The organism is Flavobacterium sp. LHD-80, assembly GCF_030929605.1.
GTDB lineage: Bacteria > Bacteroidota > Bacteroidia > Flavobacteriales > Flavobacteriaceae > Flavobacterium.
On the sequence record NZ_JAVFVS010000001.1, the window covers coordinates 378,530 to 404,335 of the forward strand.

27 protein-coding genes are annotated in these 25,806 nt (G+C 32.6%); 10 read left to right on the forward strand and 17 right to left on the reverse strand.

Going from position 1 to position 25,806, the window contains the following annotated elements:
• Positions 1-39: 39 nt before the first annotated feature.
• The 3 genes from RB619_RS01590 to RB619_RS01600 all read right to left on the reverse strand — a co-directional run bounded on the left by RB619_RS01590 (position 40) and on the right by RB619_RS01600 (position 2,386).
• Entirely contained in the window at positions 40-672 is a 633-nt protein-coding gene (locus RB619_RS01590; protein WP_308093301.1) for a hypothetical protein, read from the reverse strand.
• Between the two features lie 8 nt (positions 673-680).
• Positions 681-1,175, reverse strand: coding sequence for an RNA polymerase sigma factor (locus tag RB619_RS01595; protein WP_059118031.1), 495 nt, complete (start codon positions 1,173-1,175; stop codon positions 681-683).
• 149 nt (positions 1,176-1,324) lie between these two features.
• On the reverse strand, positions 1,325-2,386 hold the full coding sequence (locus tag RB619_RS01600; protein WP_308093304.1) for a DUF3810 domain-containing protein: 1,062 nt from the start codon (positions 2,384-2,386) through the stop codon (positions 1,325-1,327).
• Between the two features lie 197 nt (positions 2,387-2,583).
• Between RB619_RS01600 and RB619_RS01605 the strand changes: the two genes are divergently transcribed.
• On the forward strand, positions 2,584-4,044 hold the full coding sequence (locus RB619_RS01605) for an aminoacyl-histidine dipeptidase (protein ID WP_308093307.1): 1,461 nt from the start codon (positions 2,584-2,586) through the stop codon (positions 4,042-4,044).
• Between the two features lie 428 nt (positions 4,045-4,472).
• On the opposite strand, the gene RB619_RS01610 is transcribed toward RB619_RS01605, so the two are convergent.
• From RB619_RS01610 to RB619_RS01645, 8 genes are all read right to left on the reverse strand, one after another.
• Positions 4,473-5,081 carry a hypothetical protein gene (locus RB619_RS01610; protein WP_308093309.1) on the reverse strand — a complete coding sequence of 203 codons (609 nt, stop codon included), beginning with the start codon at positions 5,079-5,081 and terminating at the stop codon, positions 4,473-4,475.
• A 169-nt stretch (positions 5,082-5,250) separates the two neighbouring features.
• Positions 5,251-5,805 carry a hypothetical protein gene (locus RB619_RS01615; RefSeq protein WP_308093312.1) on the reverse strand — a complete coding sequence of 185 codons (555 nt, stop codon included), beginning with the start codon at positions 5,803-5,805 and terminating at the stop codon, positions 5,251-5,253.
• Between the two features lie 202 nt (positions 5,806-6,007).
• Positions 6,008-6,244 (reverse strand): hypothetical protein, encoded by a 237-nt coding sequence (locus RB619_RS01620; RefSeq protein WP_308093315.1) that lies wholly within the window; start codon positions 6,242-6,244, stop codon positions 6,008-6,010.
• 1 nt (position 6,245) lies between these two features.
• Positions 6,246-6,611, reverse strand: a complete 366-nt coding sequence (locus tag RB619_RS01625; protein ID WP_308093318.1) for a hypothetical protein — start codon at positions 6,609-6,611, stop codon at positions 6,246-6,248.
• Between the two features lie 341 nt (positions 6,612-6,952).
• Positions 6,953-7,726 (reverse strand): carboxypeptidase-like regulatory domain-containing protein, encoded by a 774-nt coding sequence (locus RB619_RS01630; protein ID WP_308093321.1) that lies wholly within the window; start codon positions 7,724-7,726, stop codon positions 6,953-6,955.
• Positions 7,727-8,135: 409 nt separating this feature from the next.
• Positions 8,136-10,049 carry a DEAD/DEAH box helicase gene (locus RB619_RS01635; RefSeq protein ID WP_308093324.1) on the reverse strand — a complete coding sequence of 638 codons (1,914 nt, stop codon included), beginning with the start codon at positions 10,047-10,049 and terminating at the stop codon, positions 8,136-8,138.
• A 204-nt stretch (positions 10,050-10,253) separates the two neighbouring features.
• The gene (locus RB619_RS01640) at positions 10,254-10,832 is read right to left on the reverse strand and encodes a non-canonical purine NTP diphosphatase (RefSeq protein ID WP_308093327.1); all 579 of its coding nucleotides are present in this window, start codon (positions 10,830-10,832) and stop codon (positions 10,254-10,256) included.
• Complete coding sequence (locus RB619_RS01645; protein WP_308093329.1) at positions 10,804-11,202, reverse strand: DUF2809 domain-containing protein; 399 nt, start codon at positions 11,200-11,202, stop codon at positions 10,804-10,806. Before RB619_RS01645 ends, RB619_RS01640 begins: the two co-directional genes overlap by 29 nt.
• Before the next feature lie 231 nt (positions 11,203-11,433).
• On the opposite strand from RB619_RS01645, the gene RB619_RS01650 reads away from it, so the two are divergent.
• From RB619_RS01650 to RB619_RS01660, 3 genes are all read left to right on the forward strand, one after another.
• Positions 11,434-12,612, forward strand: a complete 1,179-nt coding sequence (locus RB619_RS01650; RefSeq protein ID WP_308093332.1) for a glycoside hydrolase family 88 protein — start codon at positions 11,434-11,436, stop codon at positions 12,610-12,612.
• A 9-nt stretch (positions 12,613-12,621) separates the two neighbouring features.
• Complete coding sequence (locus RB619_RS01655) at positions 12,622-13,023, forward strand: hypothetical protein (protein WP_308093335.1); 402 nt, start codon at positions 12,622-12,624, stop codon at positions 13,021-13,023.
• A 211-nt stretch (positions 13,024-13,234) separates the two neighbouring features.
• Positions 13,235-13,672 carry a hypothetical protein gene (locus RB619_RS01660; RefSeq protein WP_308093337.1) on the forward strand — a complete coding sequence of 146 codons (438 nt, stop codon included), beginning with the start codon at positions 13,235-13,237 and terminating at the stop codon, positions 13,670-13,672.
• Positions 13,673-13,748: 76 nt separating this feature from the next.
• On the opposite strand, the gene RB619_RS01665 is transcribed toward RB619_RS01660, so the two are convergent.
• Both RB619_RS01665 and RB619_RS01670 read right to left on the reverse strand, forming a co-directional pair.
• A complete protein-coding gene (locus RB619_RS01665) occupies positions 13,749-15,263 on the reverse strand; it encodes an FMN-binding glutamate synthase family protein (RefSeq protein ID WP_308093339.1) in 1,515 nt (504 codons plus the stop codon).
• Between the two features lie 34 nt (positions 15,264-15,297).
• Entirely contained in the window at positions 15,298-16,077 is a 780-nt protein-coding gene (locus RB619_RS01670) for an NYN domain-containing protein (protein WP_308093341.1), read from the reverse strand.
• Positions 16,078-16,279: 202 nt separating this feature from the next.
• Between RB619_RS01670 and RB619_RS01675 the strand changes: the two genes are divergently transcribed.
• The 4 genes from RB619_RS01675 (at position 16,280) to RB619_RS01690 (ending at position 19,550) form a co-directional block, all read left to right on the forward strand.
• Complete coding sequence (locus RB619_RS01675) at positions 16,280-16,726, forward strand: Rrf2 family transcriptional regulator (RefSeq protein ID WP_308093344.1); 447 nt, start codon at positions 16,280-16,282, stop codon at positions 16,724-16,726.
• Between the two features lie 41 nt (positions 16,727-16,767).
• Positions 16,768-17,289 carry an azurin gene (gene azu / locus RB619_RS01680; RefSeq protein ID WP_308093346.1) on the forward strand — a complete coding sequence of 174 codons (522 nt, stop codon included), beginning with the start codon at positions 16,768-16,770 and terminating at the stop codon, positions 17,287-17,289.
• 123 nt (positions 17,290-17,412) lie between these two features.
• Positions 17,413-18,144, forward strand: coding sequence for an iron-sulfur cluster repair di-iron protein (ric, locus tag RB619_RS01685; RefSeq protein WP_308093348.1), 732 nt, complete (start codon positions 17,413-17,415; stop codon positions 18,142-18,144).
• Between the two features lie 182 nt (positions 18,145-18,326).
• On the forward strand, positions 18,327-19,550 hold the full coding sequence (locus RB619_RS01690) for a hypothetical protein (protein WP_308093350.1): 1,224 nt from the start codon (positions 18,327-18,329) through the stop codon (positions 19,548-19,550).
• A 43-nt stretch (positions 19,551-19,593) separates the two neighbouring features.
• Here RB619_RS01690 and RB619_RS01695 read toward each other — a convergent pair whose 3' ends face one another.
• Genes RB619_RS01695 through nirK form a run of 3 tightly spaced genes read right to left on the reverse strand, consistent with a single transcriptional unit; the run spans position 19,594 to position 22,422 of the window.
• Complete coding sequence (locus RB619_RS01695; protein WP_308093352.1) at positions 19,594-20,196, reverse strand: SCO family protein; 603 nt, start codon at positions 20,194-20,196, stop codon at positions 19,594-19,596.
• Positions 20,197-20,207: 11 nt separating this feature from the next.
• A complete protein-coding gene (locus RB619_RS01700) occupies positions 20,208-20,984 on the reverse strand; it encodes a formylglycine-generating enzyme family protein (protein WP_374119645.1) in 777 nt (258 codons plus the stop codon).
• A gap of 16 nt (positions 20,985-21,000) precedes the next feature.
• Positions 21,001-22,422, reverse strand: a complete 1,422-nt coding sequence (nirK, locus tag RB619_RS01705; RefSeq protein WP_374119649.1) for a copper-containing nitrite reductase — start codon at positions 22,420-22,422, stop codon at positions 21,001-21,003.
• Positions 22,423-22,702: 280 nt separating this feature from the next.
• Between nirK and RB619_RS01710 the strand changes: the two genes are divergently transcribed.
• Together RB619_RS01710 and RB619_RS01715 are read left to right on the forward strand one after the other, a co-directional pair.
• A complete protein-coding gene (locus RB619_RS01710; RefSeq protein ID WP_308093357.1) occupies positions 22,703-23,962 on the forward strand; it encodes an aminotransferase class I/II-fold pyridoxal phosphate-dependent enzyme in 1,260 nt (419 codons plus the stop codon).
• Between the two features lie 123 nt (positions 23,963-24,085).
• The gene (locus RB619_RS01715) at positions 24,086-24,568 is read left to right on the forward strand and encodes a hypothetical protein (RefSeq protein ID WP_308093361.1); all 483 of its coding nucleotides are present in this window, start codon (positions 24,086-24,088) and stop codon (positions 24,566-24,568) included.
• A 93-nt stretch (positions 24,569-24,661) separates the two neighbouring features.
• Here RB619_RS01715 and RB619_RS01720 read toward each other — a convergent pair whose 3' ends face one another.
• A complete protein-coding gene (locus RB619_RS01720) occupies positions 24,662-25,780 on the reverse strand; it encodes a GNAT family N-acetyltransferase (RefSeq protein ID WP_308093363.1) in 1,119 nt (372 codons plus the stop codon).
• Positions 25,781-25,806: the final 26 nt, after the last annotated feature.

Genomic DNA, 25,806 nt, shown 5'->3' on the forward strand with positions numbered 1-25,806 from the left:
CAGCATCTTAGAACCTTAGAACCTTAGAACCTTAGCAACTTAGAAATCTATCTTTTTAAGCTCTTTATAATTCGCATATAATCTGCGTAGTAAAGTTCCGTATAGCAATCTGTAAATACACCAGAATAATCCCAATATTCCTAATATTATCAGAAATAAAATTCCGATAGTAAAAAACATTGTTTTCCCGCTTTCGGCAAGTTGTTCTCTGAAGAACGCCATATCTGGATTGTAAACAAAAGCAATAAAGTAGCTTAGAATAGTTATTAAAACTAGCATTCCAAGATTATACCACACATAGTATTGAACTGTTTTTCGAGTTCTTAAAATCGCACCCATCAGAGATTTTGTTGCAACTGTAGTCGAAATTGTTTTGTAGTTTTTATAAAAAATAACAATAAAAACCAGAACAACAACATAGTTAAAGTAGGTAAGGATTTCCATAGCTAGGACAATCTCTGGGTGATTCATTTTTTGCAATAAATCGTCAGTATTGATAAAAAGGTTTGAAAAAGTCCAAAAGCATACTTCCAAAATACTGATAATCAAAATCCATTTCACAATTGAAGATGATTTTTTGTGAATCATTCTGTAGATTTCTTTTTCAGAAATTTGCTCAAAAGAATCCGAGTTCTTTTTCCAGTCTTTTTTTAATAAATCCAGTTCTTTCATAATAATTTTTAAGGATTTAGTATTTTTTTAAGTTTCCCTTTGATCCTGTTCATTTTCACGCGCGCATTCACTTCGCTGATCCCTAGGGTTTCAGCTATTTCTTGATAATCTTTGTCTTCTAAATACATAAAAACTAATGCTTTTTCGATGTCGTTAAGCTGGTAAACCGCTTTGTACATCAATTTAATCTGTTCTTCTTCTTCATAGTTGTAATCAACATCTTTTACAAAATGCTGATGACTTTCATATTCTACTGTCGATATAGTTCTTTTGGTTTTTCGATACAAGGTAATTGCTGTATTCAAAGCAACACGATACGTCCAAGTCGAAAATTTACTGTCGCCTCTAAATTTTGGATAGGCTTTCCAGAGCTGAATGGTAATTTCCTGAAACAAGTCTTTATGAGCGTCTTCGCCAGCAGTATATAATCTACAAATTTTGTGGATTATATTCTGATTTGCCTGCAATTGCGCAACAAATGACTGTTCTAGATTTTCGCTCATATAAGTATTAGTAGTGTTGAAATCACTTTTGTTACAATTGTGTTTTATTTTTTTTGCCACAGATTGAAAAGATTAGAAAAGATTTCTAATTTCTTTATTGTAATGCAGAACAAAAAATCATTTAAATCTGTGTAATCTGTGGCAAAAAACTATAGCTCTCTTCCCTTATAATAATTAATCATCAAATCAATAAACTTGCTGTAGCTTTCCATGCCGTCTTTTTGATTATTTGATTTCAGGAAATTATCATAAACAAAATGAAAACCTTCATCAATAACGGTGTCGTATTTTTTCCAGAAATCATGACTTTCCTGATAGTTTTTTAAAATTCCAACATGAACCGTTTTCTTCAATTGATTGAAAACCTTTTCGTTTTTAAATTGCCAAATTCCAAGGCAATAACGCAAAGCAAAACTGTATCCGGAATACTGATAATATAAGTTGTCATTTTTTACAGTTGCCAAAACGCCTATAAAATTGCATTCGTTTTCACTTGCAAACCCAATTTGATGTGCCATTTCATGCGTACTTGTAATCGGGAAATTATACATTGGCAGTAAATCATTTACCTGAGCTTCATTTGTAAACGGGTTTAAATAACCACCAAATCCCATGTAAGTCAAAGGAACGCTGAACAATGATTTTTTGACACTCAAAATTTCATATTTAAAATACGGATGTTCTTTTGCCAAGTTATCATAGCCACTGACATTCATTTTAAAAACTTCTTTCTGAGAATATGGGAAAACTACTTTTGCGGAATCATTTTTAGTGAGTTGAAACTGAATTTCATTCGTTTTTGCAATTAATCTTTTTGTAAATACTAAAAGTTCAGCATCGGAATATTCCCTTTTAATTTCCATCTTTTCGAAAAGTGGCTCACGGTAATAATTGAATGCCCAAAGTACATGAAAAAGAAAGTAAAAAACCGAAATTTTTCCTAACATTTTTAAAAGATGGTCTTTCCAGTCGGTTCTCCAAGTTTTTCTGATTTTCCAAAACCAACTGATAATTGATAAAATTAAAACGGCATAAATACAGTCGCCAACAGAAAACGGAACCTTGCCCAAAAGTGTTCTCGAGAAATGCGAAATTCTAATGTAAAAGTTATTGCTGTAAAAGCCTTCGACATAATCAGGGAAATAGGGCAGGACTTTTAAAAAGATAATCTGAACTAAAAGAAATAGAGGTAGAATATATTTTGATTTCACAGTATAATTTTTGGATACGTAAATATAAATACAATTAAAAAAAGTTTGTCACGAATTCTACAAATTTTCGCTAATTGCTGATTTGTCAAATTTTAGAGCCATTATAATTTGTGCTAATTCGTGCAATTTGTGGCGAAAAAAGCATTTAAACTTTGTAACTTTGGAACTCTTAATTGTTAAACTTCAAACAAAATATAATGAGTCAGGAAATTAGAAATCTGGAGCCAAAAGCACTTTGGAACAAATTCGCAGATTTAAATGCTGTTCCGCGTCCGTCAAAAAAAGAAGAGCGTGTTATCGAGTTTATGAAAAACTTTGGAAACAGTTTAGGTTTAGAAACTTTTGAAGATGAAATCAGAAATGTAATCATCAGAAAACCTGCAACTCCAGGAATGGAAAACCGCAAACCAATCGTTATGCAAGGACACCTTGATATGGTGCACCAAAAAAATGCAGATACTGTTTTTGATTTTGATACTCAAGGAATCGACATGTATGTAGACGGTGACTGGGTTCGTGCCCGAGGAACAACTCTTGGTGCTGACAACGGACTTGGAGTCGCTACAATTATGGCGATTTTAGAAAGCAAAGATATTCCGCATCCAGCAATCGAAGCTTTGTTTACAATTGATGAAGAAACTGGAATGACTGGTGCTTTAAACCTTAAAGGAGGTATTTTGCAAGGTCAGATTTTGTTGAATTTGGATACCGAAGAAGATGATGAAATTGATATTGGATGTGCTGGTGGAATTGATGTTACAGCAACAAGAACGTATCATGAAGAAGAAGTTCCAGAAGGTTCTGTAGGATATACAATTACGGTAAAAGGCCTAAACGGGGGACATTCAGGAATGGATATTCATAAAGGTTTAGGAAACGCTAATAAAATCATGAACCGTTTGTTGTTTGACGCTTTTGAAAACTTTGGTTTACAAATTGTTGAAATTAACGGTGGAAGTTTAAGAAATGCGATTCCGAGAGAAAGTGTTGCCAAAGTAATTATTTCTCAAATGTTTGATGAAGCTTATGTTTATGATATGCAGGAAATTATTGCTGATATCAAAGCAGAATACAAAACAACTGAACCAAACTTATCGATTGAAATCGTAAAAGGTGATTTGCCAGAAAAAGTGATGGATTTAGGTGTCCAGGAAGGAATCATCAGAGCTATTTATGCTGCACATAACGGAGTTTACAGAATGAGCGCCGATATGGATGATTTAGTTGAAACTTCAAACAATATTGCCCGTGTTATTATTAAAGAGGGAGAAGTATTAGTAGGTTGTTTAACGCGTTCTTCTGTAGAGTCTTCAAAATTTGATTTAGCTAATTCGTTGCGTTCGGCTTTTGAATTAGTTGGATGTGAAGTTGAACTTACAGGTTCTTACCCAGGATGGACTCCAAATGTAAATTCTGAAATTTTAGAAGTTTTAAAAGAAATCTACGAAAAGCAAAATGACGAAAAGCCAAAAGTTGTTGCTTGTCACGCTGGTTTAGAGTGCGGAATTTTAGGAACAAATTACCCAGATATGGATATGATTTCTTTTGGTCCAACTATTCACGGAGCACATTCTCCAGACGAAAGAGCAAGTATTTCATCTGCTCAAAAATATTGGAAATTTGTATTGGAAATTCTTTCGAATATTCCAGTTAAATAAAAGTCTCAGTTATCAGTCACGGTTTTCAGTTTCTTTTGAGACTGAAAACTGCGACTGCGACTGAAAACTTAATCTCTTTTCGGACTATTTTTCTTTTCTCTTTTTTCTTCTTTCTTTTCTTTAGCCGTTTTTAGCGGTTCTTTTTTTGCTGTTTTTTTAGCATCTTGACCTTTTGACATGATATTTAACTGTTTAATTTACAAGTAAATGTAACGCATTTTGTTCTTCATTAAACAAAAAAATCCTCAATTATGTGAATTGAGGATTTTTTTTAGATGGTAGTATTGATTTTAACGTTTTAGCGCAACAGCAGGTTTGGGACTAAATTAAGCCTTTTTCGGATTTGCCAAATCATTCAAATACAAGACCATTTTTCCATTAAGCCAATTGCCCAAATCCGTTGTACTGGCTGTTGTGATATGTATTTTCTAATCACTTTTATTATAGTTTAATTCAGTATTACCGCAAACCATTTCGGTTCTACCATCTTTAGTCTCTTCACCTGTATATATTTGTCTTAAGACATTCGTGTCTTTATTAATATAAAATGACCAAATTGATTTGTCAGAAAAAACAAAATCAAAGCAAGCATCACGCATGTCTCTGTATTTTGTAAAAGTTGTTTTTTCTTTTTTTATTAATTTGTTCTCTTTTGTTTTTACATTTCGTTCGTAAAATTGAAAATCTTTTTCGGTTATGATTAATATTTTCTTAATTAAAGTATCTTTTTCAGTTTCAAAGCCCCAATTGGAACCACTTTCAAATAATATCCAGGTTCCAACTAAATTTTTTCTTATTTTTTGCTGAGCAATTGGAACTAATGAATCTGCTTTTTTTAATGCCATTTTTCCTAAGTCATTCGTACTATTTATATTATTTACAAAGTATAAAATCATCGTTGCTCTTTCGAGTTCATTATTTTTAATGCAAGTTATAGCCTCATCAAATCTTAATTTTTGATATTCAGGTGATCTGTAATCTTGAGAGTAATTAACATTCGAGATTAACAGAAAAATAAGATAAATAATGTTTTTCATTTTAGTGTACTTTATTATTAATATATCCCACAACGTTCTGGCACTTGGCGATGTTGGGGAATAATGATGCAAGATTTTTTGGTTATACATAAATTTCCTAAATACTAAACCATTTTTAAATTCAACCTAATGCCCAAATCTCGTGTAACGGCTGTTAGCGGTAGTGCCATTAGTCAACAATATTTTTATAATTCTGCTCTCCTAATTTTCCAAATCGATAATAAGTTCTAAGTTCATCTGAAAACATTTGTATATTTTCTGTTTTAGTTTGAAGAAAAAAATATTTTTTATACTCTCCATCTTTTTTATATATCTCGATATAATTTTCAACACCATTTGATTTTTTACGTTCCCAAGCTCTTGTATTTCCGTTAAATTTTCCGCGAAAATAAATACTTAATATGCTTATTTTTTCGATTTCATAAATTGTGTAAACATCAAGATTACAAGTGATTTTTTCAGAATCTATAATCAAGTAGCCATTATATTCTCCATTTGTGGTTTCGTATATAAAAAAGTTACTTATCATAAAATAAAGAGAATATAGAAAAGTAATGATTACAAAAACAAATCCGAGTAATTCCAGATTCTCTTCATTTGAAGGAAATTTAGATTTCGTTGAATAGATTAAAAATACAATAGACCATAAAAGTAATAAACTTAGTGAACGCTTATCAACCTTAAATGAATTGTTTGGAGTATATATTCTGAGTTTTTTTTCCATTAAGATTTGTAAAATTCTAAATAAGCTTTTAAGTTATGAATAGTTCTAATTTTCCGAGGTATTACCGCTGACGTTCTGGTATTACAGTGGGTTCGGGACTAAACTAAGCCCATTCTTCGGATTTGCCAAATCATTCCAAATACCAAACCTTTTTCCATAAGTAGATTTTTGAATATGCTTCAGTTGTCGTTGTGCTGTTTTTTTATTCAATTTCAGTTATAATGTTGCAATTGCGACACCACCAGAATTCTTCAGTTTTATCTTTTAATTTGATTTCAGTTTTCTTATTGCATTTCAAACATTTTCTTTCATCGGTTTCATTTTCGAATGCAATATATTTACAATTTAGACAACTCCATTTTGTGAATGAAGTTTCGTCATCATCAATGTTCCAAAAGAAATTATCTGTTTTGCACTTTGGACAAATTTGGGAAGCCATTTTAATCTACTTTTTCAAAATAATACTCTAAATCGCTACTTATGCTAATTCTAGGTTTGCCAAAAAAACTTCTAGAAATATTCATTCCATATCCTGCGCTTCCAAATTCATATTTATAAGTCAATTCAATTTCAGTTCCCTTTAAAGAATGGTCTAATTTATATTTTCCATTTCCCCAAGTTTGACTTTCAAATCTGTTATCGTTATAAATTTTCAAAGTATCTCCAAAACTTGGTCCATCTGCTAAACTTTGTTGATTATTACTTACATAATTTCCCGAAATCATATTTTCAGTAAAGAAATTTTTGAATAGGTAGAAAGCAATTAGTAAAATACAAATTATTAAAATTTTATAATTCTTTAGCATTTTTGTTTTTAGGATTTCTTTTTCTTATTTTTTTGGTAAACTAGTACGCAACTTATATAAAAGTCTAATAAGACATACTTGTGTCCAATTTGGCATTTTAGCTGAAAAACATTCTATTTATCTATTTTGTAAAACTCAAATATAGAATATTTGACCTATAAATCATCAAATGAATTTCTAATTTATTAAATGCTTTTCGTACTAACTTTTATGAACTTTCGTGGTTTTATGGCATGTCTAAAAATCAAAAATCCCTGACCGCTTTTAGCAATCGGGGATTATTTATTTACAAGTTAAATTGTTCAGAACTGATCACTAAAAATCTGATCACTGAACATTAATTAATTACGTTTCAATACTTTATATTGCTCATAACAGCCACTAATAGCATCAAGAATCTGCAAGTCATTTGCTTGTTGAACAAAAGATTCTGAGTAGTTGCAACGCTGTAAAATCTCCGGAATTTCTTCTTTTGTAATTCCTAAAAGAAGGGCAAGAGTTTCACGATCGTATTTAGTTTCAAGAAGATTTCTAATCGTATCATCTTTTTTCATGTCTTTGAGTTTCTTAAGCTCTTTCCCATTTTTTCCAAAGAAATTATAAAGCATATCGGCGGGGTTAAAAATAGAACCTAATACTTTTCCAAAAGCATTTGGAGCATATTCACCAGCTTCATAACCTTGCGTAAGACCTGAAATACTATAACGGTAGTTTTCCTTTGTCGGAATCAATTTTGAGTCAATTTCAAGATATCCAGTCAAGCTGAAAGGAGCAATTACAACTTCTTCAAGTGTGATTGCTTTTTCTGTAAGCTGAATTCTTGTGATTTTGTTTTTAATCCAGTCATTGGTAACTCTAATGCGCAGAGATTGAAATCCTAGAAGAGAGAATTGCAGTGTGTCATTTTGTTGAACATCAATTTCAAAATAACCTTTAACATCAGACTTTGCGCCTAATACTTTGTTTTTGTTGATGATATTTACGTTTGGAAGAGGCTGTTTGGTATTATCATTAAAGATATAACCTGAAACTCTTTGTGGAGTTGTTGATTCTGTTTCTTGGGCAAAACCAATACTCGTAAGTAATACAAAAAAGAAAACTGCGAAATATTTCATATCCTGATTTAAAGCACTAAAAGTAGTAAAATGGGATTAAATATTTTGCAGACTTGGAATTTAATTATAAGAAAATTAACAAAGCAAAAAAGTATTCCCTTTAAACTACTGCGTGCATTTCATATTTTTTTATTTAACACATAAAAACATAGATTTTATTTTTAGAAAAGGGCTTAAAAAGAAACTAGTTTCTAACACATAGCCTATCTATGTTTTTTTTAAACAAGTAAAACGCCTTTTATAAGCATCTCTAAACCTATGTTTCTATGTGTTTGAATTAATTATGCCCAACGGGTTTACTTTAAGTAATTAACTAAAAAGAGCCAAGGTGAAAGATTCTTGGTATAAAAAAATCCCAAATTCCAATTATATCTGGAATTTGGGATTTGTATATTAAGATATTAAAAAATTAATCTCTTCTTGGTCTTCTTGGTCTTGACGAATCGCCAAAGCTTTCAGAACGTCTTGGAGCTCTATCTGAACCGCCTTCGTTTCTTCTAAAACCACCTTCTCTTGGAGCTGAGTTTCTTTCACCTCTAAATCCTCCGCCTGAACCTTCACGTCTTGGAGCTCTGTCAGAGCCACCTTCGTTTCTTCTGAATCCGCCTCCAGAACCTTCACGTCTTGGAGCAAAGTTTCCTTCTCTTCTTGGTCCGCCAGAATTACGTCCACCACCACGGTTGTTGTGATCGCGTCTTCCGCCACCGTCATTTTTAGAAATTTCAACATTAATACGACGTCCTTCTAATTGAACGTTGTTTAAAATTTCCATTACTTTGTCAGTGTGCTCAGGATCAGTGTTAAAGAAAGAGAATCCTTCTTTTACATCTACTTTGAAAACGTCATCGCGACCTAAGTCTAATGTTTCTTTCAAGTAATCTTTAAGAGACATCCAATCGAAGTTATCTCTAGAACCAATGTTTACAAAGTAACGAACTGCTCCGTTATTATTGAATTCTCTTGGCTCAGAATCGCCTCTTTCGCGTCTTTCTCCAGAAGATTGTGTAGAAATATCTCTGTTCTTTTTATAGTAAGCAATAAAACGGTTAAATTCTACCGAAACCATTTTTTTGATCAATTCTTCTTTAGATAAATCTTCAAGAACATTGTTGATTGCTGGCAAATAGTTGTCAATTTCATGATCAACCTCAGTATCTTTAATTTTGTTTGCTAAGTGCAATAATTGAATTTCGCAGATTTCGATTCCAGAAGGAATAGTTTTTTCTTCGAATTTTTGTTTGATGATTCTTTCGATAGAAGAAATTTTACGCAACTCGCTTTTTGTAACGATTACAATAGAAGTTCCTAATTTTCCAGCTCTACCAGTACGTCCAGAACGGTGGTTGTACGTTTCGATTTCATCAGGTAATTGGTAGTTTACAACGTGTGTTACGTTATCAACGTCAATACCACGTGCAGCAACGTCAGTAGCAACAAGCATCTGAATTTGTCTTCCACGGAAAGATTTCATTACACCATCACGCTGTGCTTGAGATAAATCTCCGTGTAACGCAGCGGCACTATAACCATCTTCGATTAATTTTTCGGCAATAGCCTGAGTGTCTCTTTTAGTACGACAGAAAACCACAGAGAAAATGTCTGGGTTAGCATCTGCCAAACGTTTTAGAGCTTCGTAACGGTCACGAGCATTTACTAAGTAAAATTCGTGAGATACTGTAGATGAACCTGAATTTTTAGTTCCAACAGTAATTTCAACTGGTTCGCTCATGAATTGTTTTGCAATTCTAGCAACCTCTTGTGGCATAGTTGCAGAGAACAACCATGTACTTTTTTCGTCTGGAGTATCTGATAAAATAGATACGATATCCTCATAAAATCCCATGTTCAACATTTCGTCAGCCTCATCAAGCACACAGTAATCTATGTTTTTGATGTTAACCAAACCTCTGTTGATCATGTCTTGCATTCTTCCTGGAGTTGCTACAATAATTTGTGCTCCTCTTTTAATCTCTCTAGCTTGCTCTGTAATACTAGCCCCGCCGTAAACTGCTACCACATTAATACCTTTTTCGTATTTTGAGTAGTTTTTAAGTTCGTTGGTAATCTGTAAACAAAGTTCTCGTGTTGGCGATAAAACTAATGCCTGTGTATTTCTGTTGTCAGCATCAATTTTTTGAATTAGCGGAAAACCGAAAGCTGCCGTTTTCCCTGTCCCTGTCTGAGCCAACGCAACCATATCTGTGTCTTTTTCCAATAATAGGGGAATCGCCTTTTCCTGTACCTCTGACGGATTTTCAAATCCTAGATCTAAAATCGCCTTCAGTAACGATTCATTCAATCCTAATTGTTCAAATTTGTTCATATGTATTTTTAAAATAGGGTGCAAAATTACTGTTAATTATTCAGATAAACTAATGCTATTTTAAGAATTATGTATTTCTTATGATTTGATAATCAAAAAGTTATGTTTATTGTAAAATGATTTTTCAAGAAGATTGCATAATTTTCGGAAAAAATACGTCGTGAAATATAAATTTTCGCCTTTAAAATGTTGTATTTTAAACAATTATTTTATTGAGTTCAGAAAATCAATTAGTTGCTCAGTTGCTTTTGCGCGATGACTGATTTTATTTTTAATTTCTGCGCTTAATGCTGCAAAAGTCTCCGAATAATTTTTGGGCTGAAAAATAGGATCATACCCAAAACCGTAATTTCCAGATTTTTTATGCGTGATTTTTCCTTTTGCCAAACCTGTAAAAAGATGCTGTTTTCCATTTAAGTTTAATGCAATAACGGTTTTGAACTGCGCTTTACGATTTTCTTCTTCTGATAAAGCGTCTAAAAGTTTATTCATATTATCGTCAGCATTTTTTTGTTCGCCCGCATATCGTGCCGAATAAACTCCCGGTTCGCCATTTAATGCAGCGACTTCTAATCCTGTATCATCGGCAAAACAATCGTAACCATATTTTTCGGTTACATAGTTGGCTTTTAAAATGGCATTCCCTTCAATAGTATCTGCTGTTTCTGGGATTTCTTCAAAACAGCCAATTTCTTCAAGACTTAATAATTCTATAGATCCATTTAGGATACTTTGAATTTCTCTGATTTTGTTTTTATTGTTTGATGCGAAAACGAGTTTCATAATTGATGTATTTTAAAATGATTTTTTCGATAAAAAAGATAAATAATATTCCTGCTGTATAAGCGAGAATATCTGACCATAAAAAACCTTGGCCCAAAACATATTTTCCAAAAAGCGTTTTTCTGACTTCCATAATCCATTCTCCTTGATAAAGCTGTAAAAATTCAATACAGTAACATATTAATAGTGAAATTAAAACGATGAGAGAAGCTTTTTTAGCTGGAAGAAATATTCTCACCAAAAAATAAATCATTACTGAATACAGAAAATCACCAATCCATAAAGGAATGAATGAAATTTTTCTTGAAAGGATTCCCAGAAAAATAATCGAGAGAAAAAATATGAAATAATGAAGTCTGGATTTTTTCAAGTTTAGATTTAGATTTTATCCTTCAAACAAAACTACAATTAATCTTTTACTTTTTAGTGTTTTAAGGAAGTTTGTCATTCCTCGTTCCTCTGAATGACAAACAACACGTGGATTCAGGAAAACGGGAAATAAAGTACATTTTTAGTAAGTGAAAAATACAAACACTACAATAAGTTCCCTTTATTTTATAAATTTATAGATTCAAAAAACTATTTATCTAAAAATAACCACATGAATGCAAAATTTTTTGCTCTGATTACTGCTTTGTTTTTGCTTGGAAATCAGGGTTTTTCTCAAAAGAACAGTTCGTTTAATACTAAAAAACAGCTTGATTACTGTGCAGAACAGGCGTCAAAGACATTAAAAGTGATTCCGAACGATGGAACTTCGCCAAGAATGGTTCCAAATGGAAGCAAAGAATGGAAGTTTGTTGGCTATAAAGATTGGACAAGCGGATTTTGGCCGGGAGAATTATGGTATTTATATGAGGCAACAGGAGATAAAAAATGGGAAAAAGAAGCCGATAAATTCAGCCGATTCCTAACACCTTTATCTGTAAGCAAAGCAGGAGATCACGATTTAGGTTTTCAGGTTTTTAATAGTTTTGGAAACGGATATCGTTTGACAAAGAACAAAGAATATAAACAGATTATTCTAAAAACGGCAGATACATTAGCAACGCTTTTTAATCCAAAAGTGGGAACAATTCAGTCTTGGCCTCATAATAAAATGGGTGGTCACAATACAATTATTGACAACATGATGAATTTAGAAATGCTCTTTTGGGCTTCTAAGAATGGTGGCAATAAAAAATTGTATGACATCGCTGTAAAACATGCCGAAACCACAATGGCAAATCATTTTAGACCAGATTATACTTCTTACCATGTTGTGATTTATGATTATGAAACGGGGAAAAAGATAAAAGGAAGAACGGCTCAAGGATTTAGTGATGATAGTATGTGGGCGAGAGGCCAAGCTTGGGGGATTTATGGTTTTACAATGGTTTACAGAGAAACAAAAGACCCTAAATTCTTAGATTTTGCACATAAAATTACCCGAGTTTATTTGGATAAATTGACAACAGAAGATTTGATTCCGTATTGGGATTTTAATGCGCCAGATATTCCAAATGCACCGCGTGATGCATCGGCGGCGGCGATTGTGTCTTCTGCGCTTTTAGAATTGAGTTCCTATACAAAAGATAAAAATTTAAAAAATGAATATTTGACGAAAGCTAAAAAAATGATCGTTTCGCTTTCAGATAATTATCAAAGCCGTGATGTAAACTCTGCATTTTTGCTTCATTCTACAGGGCATAAACCAGCAGGAAGCGAAATTGATTGTTCTATCAATTACGCAGATTATTACTATCTTGAAGCACTTTTAAGACTTCAAAAATTAAAATAATTAAGAACTATGAAAAGAATAAGCCAAATTTTATCGGCAGTTTTTATTGTGTTGATGTTGGTAAGTTGTAAAAACGCCAAGCAAAAATTGCAGGAATATGTAACAGCTTATAATGCGTCGGCTAAAACTTTTAAAGCTGATAATGTGACCTTAACAACAGCAAGAGGTTATATTAATGATAACAAAATTGAATTGCGATTTGAAACAGGCTTGGAGCAAAATGAAGCTAATAAAATGGCCGGAGATATGGCGTTTTCAAAATTGTTGAAGGAAATGATAAATAAAAATCAGCTTCCAAAAGATTTAGTTGAAGAAGGAATTCAGTTTGATGCTTATTTTTTAGCAAATGACAATACAGTGCTTTCAAAGAAGATTATCGATAAAGAATCTATTTCGGAAATACTAAAATAAAAGAGTTCCTCATATTTCGGGGAGTTCAAACAATTTAAAAACCTCTTTAGTTTTTCTAAAGAGGTTTTTTTGTTTCATATATTTTGCCTTATTTGACTCTATGTTATTTGTAATTAAATAATTGCAGAATTTATTTTTTTGAGCCAATCTTGTTTTTGTGTTATAAGTTTGTTATGTTTGAGTTAAAAAATAACCAAAAACCTAAAAAATTATGAAAAAAATTACCCAAATCGCATTTGCATTTGTTTTAGTTTTGGCGCTTGCCAGCTGTAAAAACACAAAACAAAAAATTCAGGACCACGTTAGTAATTACAACACAACAGCTTCGATAAAAGGAGGAAATGTTGTATCGACTAGCGCGAAAGCATTTTTAAATGATAATAAGATTGAAATTAGAATTGAAACAGATTTAGAAGGGACTGAAGAAAACAAAACCGCATATCAACAGACTTTTCCAAGTTTGCTTACAGAAATGATTAAAAACGACCAAATCTCTAAAGAGTTAATTGAAGAAGGTGTAAAATTTGATGTGTATTTTATCTCTTATAATAATGTAATTCTGGCAAAACAATTAGTTGACAAAGAAGAATTAGCAATTATCGAAGGTTCTGGAAGTGCGAGTAGTGGAAAAGAAACTGCAAAACTTTAATGCCTGGGAAATAAAATTACTTTTGAATTAGATAAATTTAAAAAGCCTCTTTGATTATTCAAAGAGGCTTTTTAGCTTAATTTCTTTTGGTAACGTTTGTTAAGTTATCTGGGAAATATAATTCAGACAGATTCGTAAATTCATCGCCTCGCATGAAGATGTTTATATCGACATCTGCAAAAGAAGTTTTTCCGGCAGCGGCCAAAAGTTCGTTTGCTGAATGAAGTGTGTTTTTATGAAAATGATACACACGTTCTGATTTATCGGTGACAACCAAACCTTTCATCAACATTTTGTTTTGGGTTGCAACTCCCGTCGGACATTCGTTATTATGACAGCGCAAGGCTTGAATACAGCCTAAAGAAAACATAAATCCTCGTGCACTGTTGCACATATCAGCGCCAAGTGCAATTGCATGCAGAATTGAATATCCGGAAATAATTTTTCCGCTTCCAATAATTCTAATTTTATCTCTAATATTTAATCCCACTAAAGTTTTGTTGACAAAAATCAAAGCAGGTTCGAACGGCATTCCAACTCCATCAGCAAATTCTAACGGTGCTGCACCAGTTCCGCCTTCAGCGCCATCAACGGTAATAAAATCTGGGTAAATATCCTCAGCGATCATTTCGTGGCAAATTGCTTCAAATTCGGCTGTATTTCCAATACATAATTTAAAGCCAATTGGTTTTCCGTTTGAAAGCTCGCGTAATTGTTTTATGAAATGAATCAGACCTTTTGAATCTGAAAAAGCATGATGCCCTGGAGGAGAAAGAATCATAGTATGAGGTTTAACGCCTCTTATTTTAGCAATCTGTTCCGTATTTTTTTTAGCCGGAAGTACACCTCCGTGACCTGGTTTTGCACCTTGCGAAAGTTTGATTTCAATCATCTTCACATTTGGAAGATTCGCTTTTTCTGAGAATTTTTCTGGACTGAAATTCCCTTCATCATCACGGCATCCAAAATATCCTGTACCAATTTGCCATGTAATGTCACCGCCGCCGGCAAGATGAAATTCAGTCAATCCGCCTTCTCCAGTATTTTGGTAAAAGTTTCCTTTTTGTGCACCAATATTTATAGCACGAACGGCATTTTCGCTTAAAGAACCAAAACTCATTGCCGAAACATTAAACAAAGAAGCTGAATAAGGTTGTTTGCAATCTTTTCCACCAACTAAAACACGTGGAAGTTCTTCATTTACTTTTGCGGGAAAAATAGAATGTTTGATTCCTTCGTAGCTTTCTGTATTTAAGTTTTGCTGTGTTCCAAAAGGTGTACTCGAATCAATGTTTTTGGCTCTTTGATAAACCAAAGAACGCTGATTCCTCGAAAAAGGTTTTCCATCAGTAGATCTTTCAATAAAATACTGCTGAATTTCCGGCGCTATCATTTCAAATAAATACCTGAAATATCCCAAAACCGGAAAGTTTCTTAAAATGGCATGTTTTTCTTGTGATGCATTATAAGCCCCAACAATTAAAAGTAAAGGAAGAATAATTACTAACAAAAATCCACGTCCGGTGTAATAGTAAATTGTTGTAACAATTAGAAACAATAAGAAGCCGTAGATAAAGAATTTTTTTCTCATGTTTTTAAAAATATTTTAAAATAATAAATAAAAATTAGTTGAATCTTAAACGTACATACACATGTTTAATCCCTTTTTTATCTGATTCTCTTTCGTCAATTTCAAGAAAATCAGTAAGCGATTTTAGCATTGGTGTAAGTTTAGAATAGCCATAATTTCTTGGGTCAAATTCCGGTTTTTTCTTTACAATCAAATTTCCAACATCGCCTAAAAATGCCCAGCCATCATCATCTTCAAGGTCCTCAATTGTGGTTTCAATTAGGTCAATAGTCTGTTTGTCAACTTTATGAAGTGCTTTTTCAGTTGGTTTTTCAACAGGTTTTTTGGCATCTGCAGGAGTAGTTTTTGGCTTTTTCTTCTGAATTGCTCCATCCAAAACTTCAATATAAATAAATCGGTCGCAGGCAACAATAAATGAATTTGGAGTTTTCTTTTCACCAATACCAATCACTTTCATTCCCGATTCTCTTAAACGAACGGCCAATCTTGTAAAATCACTGTCGCTGGAAACAATGCAGAAACCGTCTAATTTTCCAGAATAAAGCAAATCCATTGCGTCAATAATTAAAGCAGAATCCGAAGAATTTTTTCCAACCGTATAACTGTACTGCTGAATAGGAGTAATGGCATGCTCCAGCAAAACACCTTTCCATCCGTTTGCATTTGGTTTGGTCCAGTCGGCATAAATTCGTTTTGTTGTAGGAGTTCCAAGCTTTGCAATTTCTTCCATCATACCTTTTACATTGCTGTAGGGAACATTATCGGCGTCTATAAGAACAGCTAATTTTAAATCTTTTGAAGTGCTGAAAGCCATTTTTTCAATATTAGAAAATTAAGTATTCTCAAAGTTAAAATTAAAATTTGTTTTTATGTGATTTTAGTGACGAATTAGTGTTTTGATAATACTTAATTAGTTTGGTTATAAATAAGTTTTTCAATTTTAAAAATTAATTAAAGATAAATTTGTCTTTTATTGTTGATCTGTATATCTTTGTTGGGAATTAACGAATTAATTTATGTTTTCAAAAGCGTGTGAGTACGGAATAAGAGCGTCTATTTTTATTGCTGCCAATTCTTCAAAAGGAATTAGGGTCGGTATAAAAGATGTTGCCAAAGAAATTGATTCGCCAGAACCATTTACGGCAAAGATTATGCAGATTTTGACTAAAAATGGAATCATTCATTCGGCTAAAGGAGTTGGAGGTGGTTTTGAAGTTTCAAACGAAGCGGTAAAATCAATCAAACTAATCCAGATTGTTGATGCGATCGATGGTGACGCAATTTATAAAGGCTGTGGAATTGGATTAAAAGAATGTTCTGAAGAGCAACCTTGTCCAGTTCATCATGATTTTAAAAAAATTAGAAGTTTGCTTTTAGAAATGCTTACAAAAACAACTTTAGAACAACTTGCTTCTGGAGTGAAATCGGGAGACTTTTTTCTGAAAACATTAAACATCGAATAATACTTAAATACAATAAGATTAACATTTATAAATTAAAAAAAATGAATACAAAAACCAAAATTTCACTATTGATCCTGATGGGATTTTTAACAATAACTTCATGCGGTAAAAAAGAAACAGCTCCAGCTGAAGAACAAACAGAAACATCTACAGAAGGGGAACCAGCTCCAACAGCTGCGCCAACTGAAGAAAATGTATTAGTTATTGAAGGAAACGATCAAATGCAGTTTAATACAAATGAATTAAAAGCTGTTGCTGGAAAACCAATCAAACTGACTTTAAAACATGTTGGGAAAATTCCAAAAGAAGCAATGGGGCATAACTTGGTAATTCTTCAAGAAGGAACAGATCAAGCTGCTTTTGCTTTGAAAGCCAATGATGCTAAAGCAACAGATTATATTCCAGAATCTGAAAAAGCTTCAATAATTGCTCACACTAAATTAATTGGTGGAGGAGAAGAAGATACAATCGAATTTACAATTGATAAAAAAGGATCTTATCCATTTATTTGCTCTTTTCCAGGCCACGTGGCTATGATGAAAGGTGTGTTAATTGTTGAATAAATAACAAAAACTCCAATTCAAATTTTGGCTTGGAGTTTTTTTAAAAACCAATAAAAGATAAAATTGTCTTTTATTTAAACTTTAAAAAAAAACATTAAACAAAACATTAAAAAAATAATTATCATGGAAAATTTAAAAAATAAAACAATCGGATCATTCGTTGCTGATGATTTTAGAACAGCTGCGGTATTTTCTAAATATAAAATTGATTTTTGCTGTAAAGGAAATAGAACAGTTACTGAAGTTTGTGACAAACAAAACATTAATTCAGATGTTTTATTGGAAAATGTATTGGAAGTTTTACAATCAGAAAACAGTGGCAACATTGATTTTAATTCGTGGCCTTTAGATTTATTGGCAGATTATATTGAAAAAACACATCACCGTTACGTAGAAGAAAAAACAAATGTACTTCTTCCGTTTTTAGATAAATTGTGCAAAGTTCACGGAGCAAGTCATCCTGAATTATTCAAAATTAATGAATTGTTTATTGGTTGTGCCGGCGAATTATCACAGCATATGAAAAAAGAAGAATTGATTTTATTTCCGTTCGTAAAACGAATGGTAAAAACGAAAGAATCTGATGGAATTTTGCATCAACCTTCTTTCGGAACAGTTTCAAATCCAATTGCAATGATGATGCATGAACACGATAGCGAGGGAGAGCGTTTTAGAGAAATTGCTGCATTGACAAATAATTATACACCGCCAGCAGATGCTTGTACAACGTATAAAGTAACTTTTGCAATGCTGAAAGAATTTGAAGAAGATTTGCACAAACACATTCATCTTGAAAACAACATTTTATTTCCGAAAGCTGTCCTTTTAGAAAAAGATTTTGCTGAAGTTGAATAAAGATTAATTTTATTAGTTCGAAAAGCACCGATGACCTATCTAAAAATGATAATTATCGGTGTTTTTTTATTAGAAGAAAAAAATTAAACCATATAAGTAATATAAGTTCATTTTAGCAAACCTCATAATTTCTTATATTACTTATATGGTTCAATAATTTTATGTGTTTAAAAAGTTGCATTATGAATTCTCAAAAATCATGGATTATTTGCTGTTTTTTTAATTTTCTGATTACTTGTGTTTTCGGATTATTAATGCGGTTTATGTATTTTTTTCCAATAGACTTTCTAAACTATAATTTTCTACTTCACGCACATTCACATGTGGCAATGTTAGGCTGGATTTATTTGATTGTTTATACTTTGGTTGTCCATTTTTTTATTCCGAAAGAAAAAAGTCAAAAGCCAATTTACAATCGATTATTCTGGCTGACTGAGTTTTCGGTTATCGGAATGATGATTGCTTTTCCAATTCAGGGATATGCTTTGTTTTCAATCATTTTTTCAACGATGCATATTTTACTGAGTTATGTTTTTTGTTGTTTGGTTTGGAAAGATTCTTCTAAAGAAAAATTTCCAGCACAAAGACTTTTACGGGCTTCGATTTTGTTTATGATTTTGTCGACTTTTGGCGTTTGGTGTTTGGGACCGGCAGTAAGTACATTAGGAAAACAAAGCACTTTTTATCAAATTGCCATTCAATTTTTTCTTCATTTTCAATTTAACGGATGGTTTATATTGGCGATTTTAGCTTTGTTTTTAAAACAGTTTCAGAAAAAAATTGATGCGATAAAGTTTAAGAAGTTTTACTATTTAATGATTTTTTCTACATTATTAACGAGTGCTTTTCCAGTGCGATGGTTTATAGAGAATGAGGTTTTAAATTATATTAATGGTTTGGGAGTTTTAACTCAATTAGGAGCTTTTATTTATTTTTATAAAATGCTAAAACCTCAAATAAATCATTTTAAAAATACTTTAGATCAAGCGACTAAAATAGTTTACGGTTTAGCTTTGTGTTCTTTATTTTTGAAAGTCGGAATTCAATTATTGACCCTTTTTCCAGATTTAGCCGAAGTTTCACATCAAATCAGGAGTTTCATAATTGGATTTATTCATTTGACAACTTTAGGAATTATAACAGGTTTTTTGTTTGGGATTTTACTACAGAATAAAATACTTTCTGGAGATTCTAAAATATTAAAAACAGGAGTGAAGTGTTTTGTTTCAGGATATATTTCTACAGAAATTTTATTGTTTGCTCAAGGCTGGCTTTGCTTTTTTGAAAAAGGAACAATTGCATTTTATTATCAAAGTATTTTTATTTTCAGTTTGTTTCTGGTTTTGGGATTGTTTTTAATGATGATATCTATTAAAAACAAAAAACAAGAGCCGATTTCTATTTAGAATCTACCCTTGTTTTTTTACTAATCAACCTATTTAAAATAATCTATAATCTTGCTACTTCCTGATTTATTGTTGCAATTGTTTTTTCATTGTTAACGCCTAAGCCTTCCTGCTGAAAAATCAATTCTCCTTCAGCATTAAAAACACTAATGATGTTAGAATGCGAAAAATCCATTGGAGAAATCTGTTTGTAATTGACAGCCAAAACAGCTGCAAATTCGCGCGTATTTTCTTCAGATGAACGAAGGAAAATCCAAGGATCTTGATTCATTTTGTTTTCAATTGCAAAAGATTTTAATCTTTCCGGAGTGTCTGTTTTTGGATCGATACTGACCAAAATAAGTTTTGCATGCTGTTTACTTGTTTTATCCAATTTTGATTCAATATCTCGCATATCTGCAACTAATCTTGGACATGCAGCTTTACAGCTTGTATAAATCATTACCATCACCAAAACATTACCTCGAAGTGATTTTAGCTCAATATCTTTTCCATCCTGAGTTGTCCATTTTGAAGGTAGATTGTAAATTGATAAATCACTGAGTTCTTTTTTTGTTTCTGCTTTGCTTTGTTCTTTTATTTCTGTCTTTTTACAGCTGTAAAGCGATAAGGTAAAAGCAAGAAAAGCAATTGTTGTTTTTTTCATCTTAAACTAATTTAGATTTTCGGTTTTGTATTACTGGCGCATCTAAAACCAAGATTTCGGGTTGAATATTGCGCTTTAAGACTTCCTCTAAACGCATATCGCATAAAAGCGGCATAATCCATTAAGTCGGTTGCATTTACCGATGCGCTTCCGCAAAAAAGGTTTTTATCATTGCTTTTGTCTTTTCTTGATTCACCTGATAAAAAAATGCTGTTAAAGTCGGCAGTCCATTCCCAGACTAATCCGTGCATGTCATAAACACCCCAATAATTTTTGAATGTTTTTCCAATTTCATTTTCATACGTTTTCGATTTCTCATACCAGGAAAGAATATAGTTATTGAATTCTTTTTTGGATCTGGCATCAATTTTTTTTGTGTCGGCCATTGCTACATATTCCCATTCATCCATTGTCGCTAAGCGTTTTCCTTCACATTCGCAATATTTTTTGGCAACAAACCAAGAAACGTTTGTAACTGGTGAATTTGGTTTTGCATTTCCAAAATCAAAATCATCTTTCCAATAGGATAAATAACTTTTGTCAGCAAAAATTCCTTTTATTTTTGATTTTTGATAATAAGGATTCTTTTTGACAAACTCTAAAAATTGGCTATTTGTCACTGGAAAAATGTCTATGGAAAAAGACTTGACAACTACAGGATTTTTAGAAATAGCCCCATAAAGAGGGACAAAAGATCCCTCTTTTATGAAAGCCATTCCTTTTTCCTGCGCCTTCATGACACTAAACACAGAGAAAAAGAGAGTTAGAATGAAAATGTATTTTTTCATGCTGATTGTTTGCTGTTTATCTTAATGCTTTTACCATTTCTGGAGTGATTTCAGTTTTATTATTTCCCCAGTTGCTGTAAATGTAGGTCAGTACATTTGCGATTTCGTCATCAGATAAGTTTTGAGCAGGCATAACATTGTTGTATTTTTTTCCGTTCACCGTGACTTCTCCAGTCAAACCATGCAGAATTGTTTTAATGGCACGTTTAGGATCAGAATTTAAATAATCTGATTTTGCTAAAGGAGGGAAAGTACTCGGAATTCCTTGTCCTTCAGATTGATGACAAGCGAAGCAAGTGGTTCCAAAAATTTCTTTTCCAATTTTTATTTTTTCTTCAGCAGTGCGTTTTGGAACTGTCGCTTTTGCATTGGCACTTCCTGGCATTTTCTGAATTGTTCCGCCTTCAGGTAAATAAATACCTTCTTGAATTGTTCCAGAATAGATGCTTTTGTTTTCGTTCCCTTCCACTTTAAGCATTCCTAATGCACCTTTGTTAAATGCTCTAAAAATAGAATGATCTACAAGAATAAAAGTTCCCGGAGTTTCGACTTTAAAATCAACAATTGCAGAGCCTCCGGCAGGAATTAAAGTAGTCTGTACATTATGATTCATAGTACTACCACCTTCAATATGAACATTGTCAAATATTTCACCAATAACGTGGAAAGAAGAAACCAAGTTTGGTCCGCCGTTTCCAACAAATAAACGAACCGTTTCGCCCACTTTTGCAGTTAATTCATTTCCGTTAGTTAAGGAGCCTACTTTTCCGTTAAATACAACATAATCTGGAGTTTCTTTAACCGCTTTGTTCATATCGAATGGTTGAAGCCCTTTTGCTCCATATTCGCCTTCAGTATAAAAATCACCCTGCATTACGTAGTATTCTTTGTCAACAGGAGGAAGTCCGCCTTCTGGTTCTACCAAAATTAATCCGTACATACCATTTGCAATATGCATTCCCACAGGAGCAGTTGCACAATGATACACATACAAGCCTGGATTTATAACTTTGAAGCTAAATACTTTTTCATGTCCCGGTGCCACAAGAGACGAAGTTGCCCCTCCGCCTGGACCGGTTACAGCATGCAAATCAATATTATGTGGTAATTTATTATCGGGATGGTTTTTTAAGTGAAATTCAACTTCATCGCCAACACGTGTTCTAATAAAACTTCCTGGGACAGAACCTCCAAATGTCCAATAAGTATATTTTACACCATCAGTCATAGTTCCTTCCTGTTCTTTAATTTCCATGTTTAATTTAAGTTTCATGGCCGGTCTGTTTCCAATTGGTTTTGGAACGTGAGGCGGAGAAGTCAATTCTGCAGTCATTTCCCCTTTGGTCACAATGTTTTCATAATTAACACTTTCCTCTTTTTTACAGCCTGTTAATATTACTGCACTAAAAGCCAGACATGCAAACAGCCTCATTTTCATCGAAATGTCTTTTTTGTTTTTCATAATTTTTTGGTTTTACTCGGGTTTTAATTAAGATCAAAAATAAAAGACAGTTTTATCTTTTATTATGATAAAAATCATGATTTGAAAATGACTATATGCTTAAATTATAAAGGTTTGGATTCTTAAGTTAAGATTTGCCTTGTTAAATGTGGTGAGACGAATTATTTTCAATAAAAATAATTGAGGTTCTTCATTTTAAATTAATAATGATTATTTTTGCTCGCTGATTAAGTTAAAATTATTACTACACTATATTATGGTAAAAGATTTATTCGAGAGAATTCAGGACAATAAAGGACCTTTAGGAAAATGGGCTTCTCAAGCAGAGGGGTATTATGTTTTCCCAAAGTTAGAGGGTGAGTTGGGTCCTAGAATGACATTTCACGGAAAGAATATTTTAAACTGGAGTTTAAATGATTATTTAGGTTTAGCTAATCATCCAGAGGTTCGTAAAGCAGATACAGATGCAGCAATTCAGTTTGGAGCAGCTTATCCGATGGGAGCTCGTATGATGTCTGGACACACTACGTATCACGAACAATTAGAAAATGAATTGGCTGATTTCGTAATGAAAGAATCTGCTTATTTATTGAATTTTGGTTACCAAGGAATGGTTTCGATCATTGATGCATTGGTAACAAAAAATGACATCATTGTTTATGATGTTGATTCACATGCTTGTATCATTGATGGTGTTCGTTTGCACATGGGTAAACGTTTTACATACAAACACAATGATCTTGAAAGTATGGAAAAAAACCTGCAGCGTGCCACTAAAATGGCCGAAGAAACAGGCGGAGGTATTTTATTTATTACCGAAGGTGTTTTTGGAATGCGTGGACAGCAGGGAAAACTAAAAGAAATTGTTGCTATGAAGCAAAAATACAATTTCCGTTTATTAGTTGATGATGCACACGGTTTTGGTACACTTGGAAAAACAGGTGCTGGAGCAGGTGAGGAGCAGGGAGTTCAAGCAGATATTGATGTTTATTTCTCTACTTTTGCAAAATCTATGGCTAATATTGGTGCTTTCGTAGCGGCTGATAAAACGGTAATTGATTATTTAAAATACAACTTGCGTTCTCAAATGTTTGCAAAAGCATTGCCAATGATTCAAACAATTGGTTCATTGAAACGTTTAGAATTATTGCGTAACTCGTCTTCAATTAAAGATAAACTTTGGGAAAACGTAAATGCATTGCAAAACGGTCTTAAAGAAAAAGGATTCAATATTGGAGATACAAATACTTGTATTACACCAGTTTACTTAGAAGGAAGTATTCCTGAGGCAATGGTAATGGTAAACGACTTAAGGGAAAACTACGGTATTTTCCTTTCTATTGTTGTTTATCCGGTTATCCCGAAAGGAATTATTTTGTTAAGAATGATCCCTACGGCTTCTCATACTCTTGCTGATATTGATGAAACTTTAACTGCTTTTGAAGCAATTCGCGAGAAATTAGTTAACGGAACTTATAAAGAAATTGCTGAACGCACTACTGTTGACGTTTCGTAATCAATTATAAAAATAGATTCTCTTAAGTGGGAATTATGTAAAAAAATCCATTTGTTCTACGAATGGATTTTTTTTATTTGGACTAACTTTATATCATAATCAACAAAATAAAAATGACGAATTATGAAAAAAGTACTAGCAATAATGACACTTGTTTTAACAGTTTTTATTTCCTGTAAAAAAGCAACTGAGACTGAACCAGTTCAAATCGAGCCAAAAGCACCAAAAGATGCCGAATTAGTAGAACCAGCAGGCGATCAATGTTATGCTTCAAGACAAAATGGAAATATAATTTTAATAAGTTTTAATGTGAACTCACATCAGGAAGTTAACGGAAAACTGAGTTATAATTTAACTGGAAAAGATAAAAACGACGGAACTTTAGTGGGGAATATGAAAGGTGATACATTAATTGGCGATTATACATTTTTGTCTGAAGGAGTTTCATCTGTAAGAGAAGTGGTCTTCCTGCAAAAAGACGGAGCTTTAATAGAAGGATATGGAGATGTAGTTTCGACCAATGATAGAGTTACTTTTAAAGATAAGTCAAAATTAAAATTTGACGCAAAAAATACATTAAGTAAAGTAGACTGCAAAGTGGAATAAATATAGATGTAAATTGAAAAATCCATTCGTTTGGGGCGAATGGATTTTTTTTTATTTAAAACTGAATAGTAAAAACTGTTCACTGAATACTTTTTACAAGTTCTTCAAATACGTTTTTCTTTGACAGTGAATTTTTGGATCAAAGTTTTTCCAAAGCAAATGAATAGCATTGTTTTCTAAAAGCTCAGGCGTTCTGATGCAGTTTCGGATTCCCTTTTCAGAAAAAGTTTTATAATATTCATCAAAAATTAAAGCCGTAACGCCTTTATTTTGATAATCAGGATGAACTCCAATTAAATAAAAAACAACATCTTTACTGTGCTTTTTAGCCTTCAACAATTGTAGAAATCCAAACGGAAACAATTTGCCTTTTATTTTTTGCAAAGCTTCTGTAAAACTTGGCATTACAATACTAAAAGCGACCAGATTATCATCTTTGTCAACCACAAACTTAATGTATTCAGGATTGATGAAGCTAATGTATTTCTTTTTAAAATATTCTTTTTGAACATCAGAAATCGCTACAAAGGAAGCTAGTTTTTCATACGATTCATTAAACAGATCGAACATTTTGTCTACGTGAGGCATAATGTCTTTTGTTTTAGTGAAAGTTAGTGATCTAACTTCGTAACGTTTTTGGATTAAAGCCACAGCCTTCTGAAAAAACTCTGGTTTTACGTTCGAAAACGGAAAAATACTTTCGATATATTCTTTTTCAATTTTAAAGCCAAGTTGTTCAAAATGTGTTACATAATAAGGATGATTGTACCACGTAATCATGGTTCCAACTTGGTCGTAGCCTTCAGTCAATACTCCAACTTTATCTAAATTAGAAAATCCCATCGGGCCTTCTGCATGCTCTAGATTGTGTTTTCGGCCTAATTCGTAGACTTTTTCAAGCAATGCTTTGGTTACCTCAATATCATCAATTACATCAAACCAGCCAAAACGCACTTTTCTTTTATGCTGATTATTAACTTCGGCCCAATTGATAATAGCAGTAATACGGCCAACAGCTTTATTGTCTTTGTAAGCGATATAAAAATAAGCTTCGGCATTATCAAAAGCAGGATTTTTTGTCTTGTCAAAAGATTCCAATTCGTCAGCAATAATGGGAGGAACCCAGTACGGACTGTCCTTATAAAGTGAAAAAGGGAATTTTATATATTCAGTTAATTCTTTTTTAGTTTTGGCTTCTTTAATTGTAATCATTAAGTTGGAGTATAAGTTTCTCTTTT

Coding starts and splice junctions, on each gene's coding strand:
- RB619_RS01590 (WP_308093301.1), bottom strand. CDS start 672: ATGAAAGAACTGGATTTATTAAAAAAAGACTGGAAAAAGAACTCGGAT.
- RB619_RS01595 (WP_059118031.1), bottom strand. CDS start 1,175: ATGAGCGAAAATCTAGAACAGTCATTTGTTGCGCAATTGCAGGCAAAT.
- RB619_RS01605 (WP_308093307.1), top strand. CDS start 2,584: ATGAGTCAGGAAATTAGAAATCTGGAGCCAAAAGCACTTTGGAACAAA.
- RB619_RS01610 (WP_308093309.1), bottom strand. CDS start 5,081: ATGAAAAACATTATTTATCTTATTTTTCTGTTAATCTCGAATGTTAAT.
- RB619_RS01615 (WP_308093312.1), bottom strand. CDS start 5,805: ATGGAAAAAAAACTCAGAATATATACTCCAAACAATTCATTTAAGGTT.
- RB619_RS01620 (WP_308093315.1), bottom strand. CDS start 6,244: ATGGCTTCCCAAATTTGTCCAAAGTGCAAAACAGATAATTTCTTTTGG.
- RB619_RS01625 (WP_308093318.1), bottom strand. CDS start 6,611: ATGCTAAAGAATTATAAAATTTTAATAATTTGTATTTTACTAATTGCT.
- RB619_RS01630 (WP_308093321.1), bottom strand. CDS start 7,726: ATGAAATATTTCGCAGTTTTCTTTTTTGTATTACTTACGAGTATTGGT.
- RB619_RS01635 (WP_308093324.1), bottom strand. CDS start 10,049: ATGAACAAATTTGAACAATTAGGATTGAATGAATCGTTACTGAAGGCG.
- RB619_RS01640 (WP_308093327.1), bottom strand. CDS start 10,832: ATGAAACTCGTTTTCGCATCAAACAATAAAAACAAAATCAGAGAAATT.
- RB619_RS01650 (WP_308093332.1), top strand. CDS start 11,434: ATGAATGCAAAATTTTTTGCTCTGATTACTGCTTTGTTTTTGCTTGGA.
- RB619_RS01655 (WP_308093335.1), top strand. CDS start 12,622: ATGAAAAGAATAAGCCAAATTTTATCGGCAGTTTTTATTGTGTTGATG.
- RB619_RS01660 (WP_308093337.1), top strand. CDS start 13,235: ATGAAAAAAATTACCCAAATCGCATTTGCATTTGTTTTAGTTTTGGCG.
- RB619_RS01665 (WP_308093339.1), bottom strand. CDS start 15,263: ATGAGAAAAAAATTCTTTATCTACGGCTTCTTATTGTTTCTAATTGTT.
- RB619_RS01670 (WP_308093341.1), bottom strand. CDS start 16,077: ATGGCTTTCAGCACTTCAAAAGATTTAAAATTAGCTGTTCTTATAGAC.
- RB619_RS01675 (WP_308093344.1), top strand. CDS start 16,280: ATGTTTTCAAAAGCGTGTGAGTACGGAATAAGAGCGTCTATTTTTATT.
- azu (WP_308093346.1), top strand. CDS start 16,768: ATGAATACAAAAACCAAAATTTCACTATTGATCCTGATGGGATTTTTA.
- ric (WP_308093348.1), top strand. CDS start 17,413: ATGGAAAATTTAAAAAATAAAACAATCGGATCATTCGTTGCTGATGAT.
- RB619_RS01690 (WP_308093350.1), top strand. CDS start 18,327: ATGAATTCTCAAAAATCATGGATTATTTGCTGTTTTTTTAATTTTCTG.
- RB619_RS01695 (WP_308093352.1), bottom strand. CDS start 20,196: ATGAAAAAAACAACAATTGCTTTTCTTGCTTTTACCTTATCGCTTTAC.
- RB619_RS01700 (WP_374119645.1), bottom strand. CDS start 20,984: ATGAAAAAATACATTTTCATTCTAACTCTCTTTTTCTCTGTGTTTAGT.
- nirK (WP_374119649.1), bottom strand. CDS start 22,422: ATGAAAATGAGGCTGTTTGCATGTCTGGCTTTTAGTGCAGTAATATTA.
- RB619_RS01710 (WP_308093357.1), top strand. CDS start 22,703: ATGGTAAAAGATTTATTCGAGAGAATTCAGGACAATAAAGGACCTTTA.
- RB619_RS01715 (WP_308093361.1), top strand. CDS start 24,086: ATGAAAAAAGTACTAGCAATAATGACACTTGTTTTAACAGTTTTTATT.
- RB619_RS01720 (WP_308093363.1), bottom strand. CDS start 25,780: ATGATTACAATTAAAGAAGCCAAAACTAAAAAAGAATTAACTGAATAT.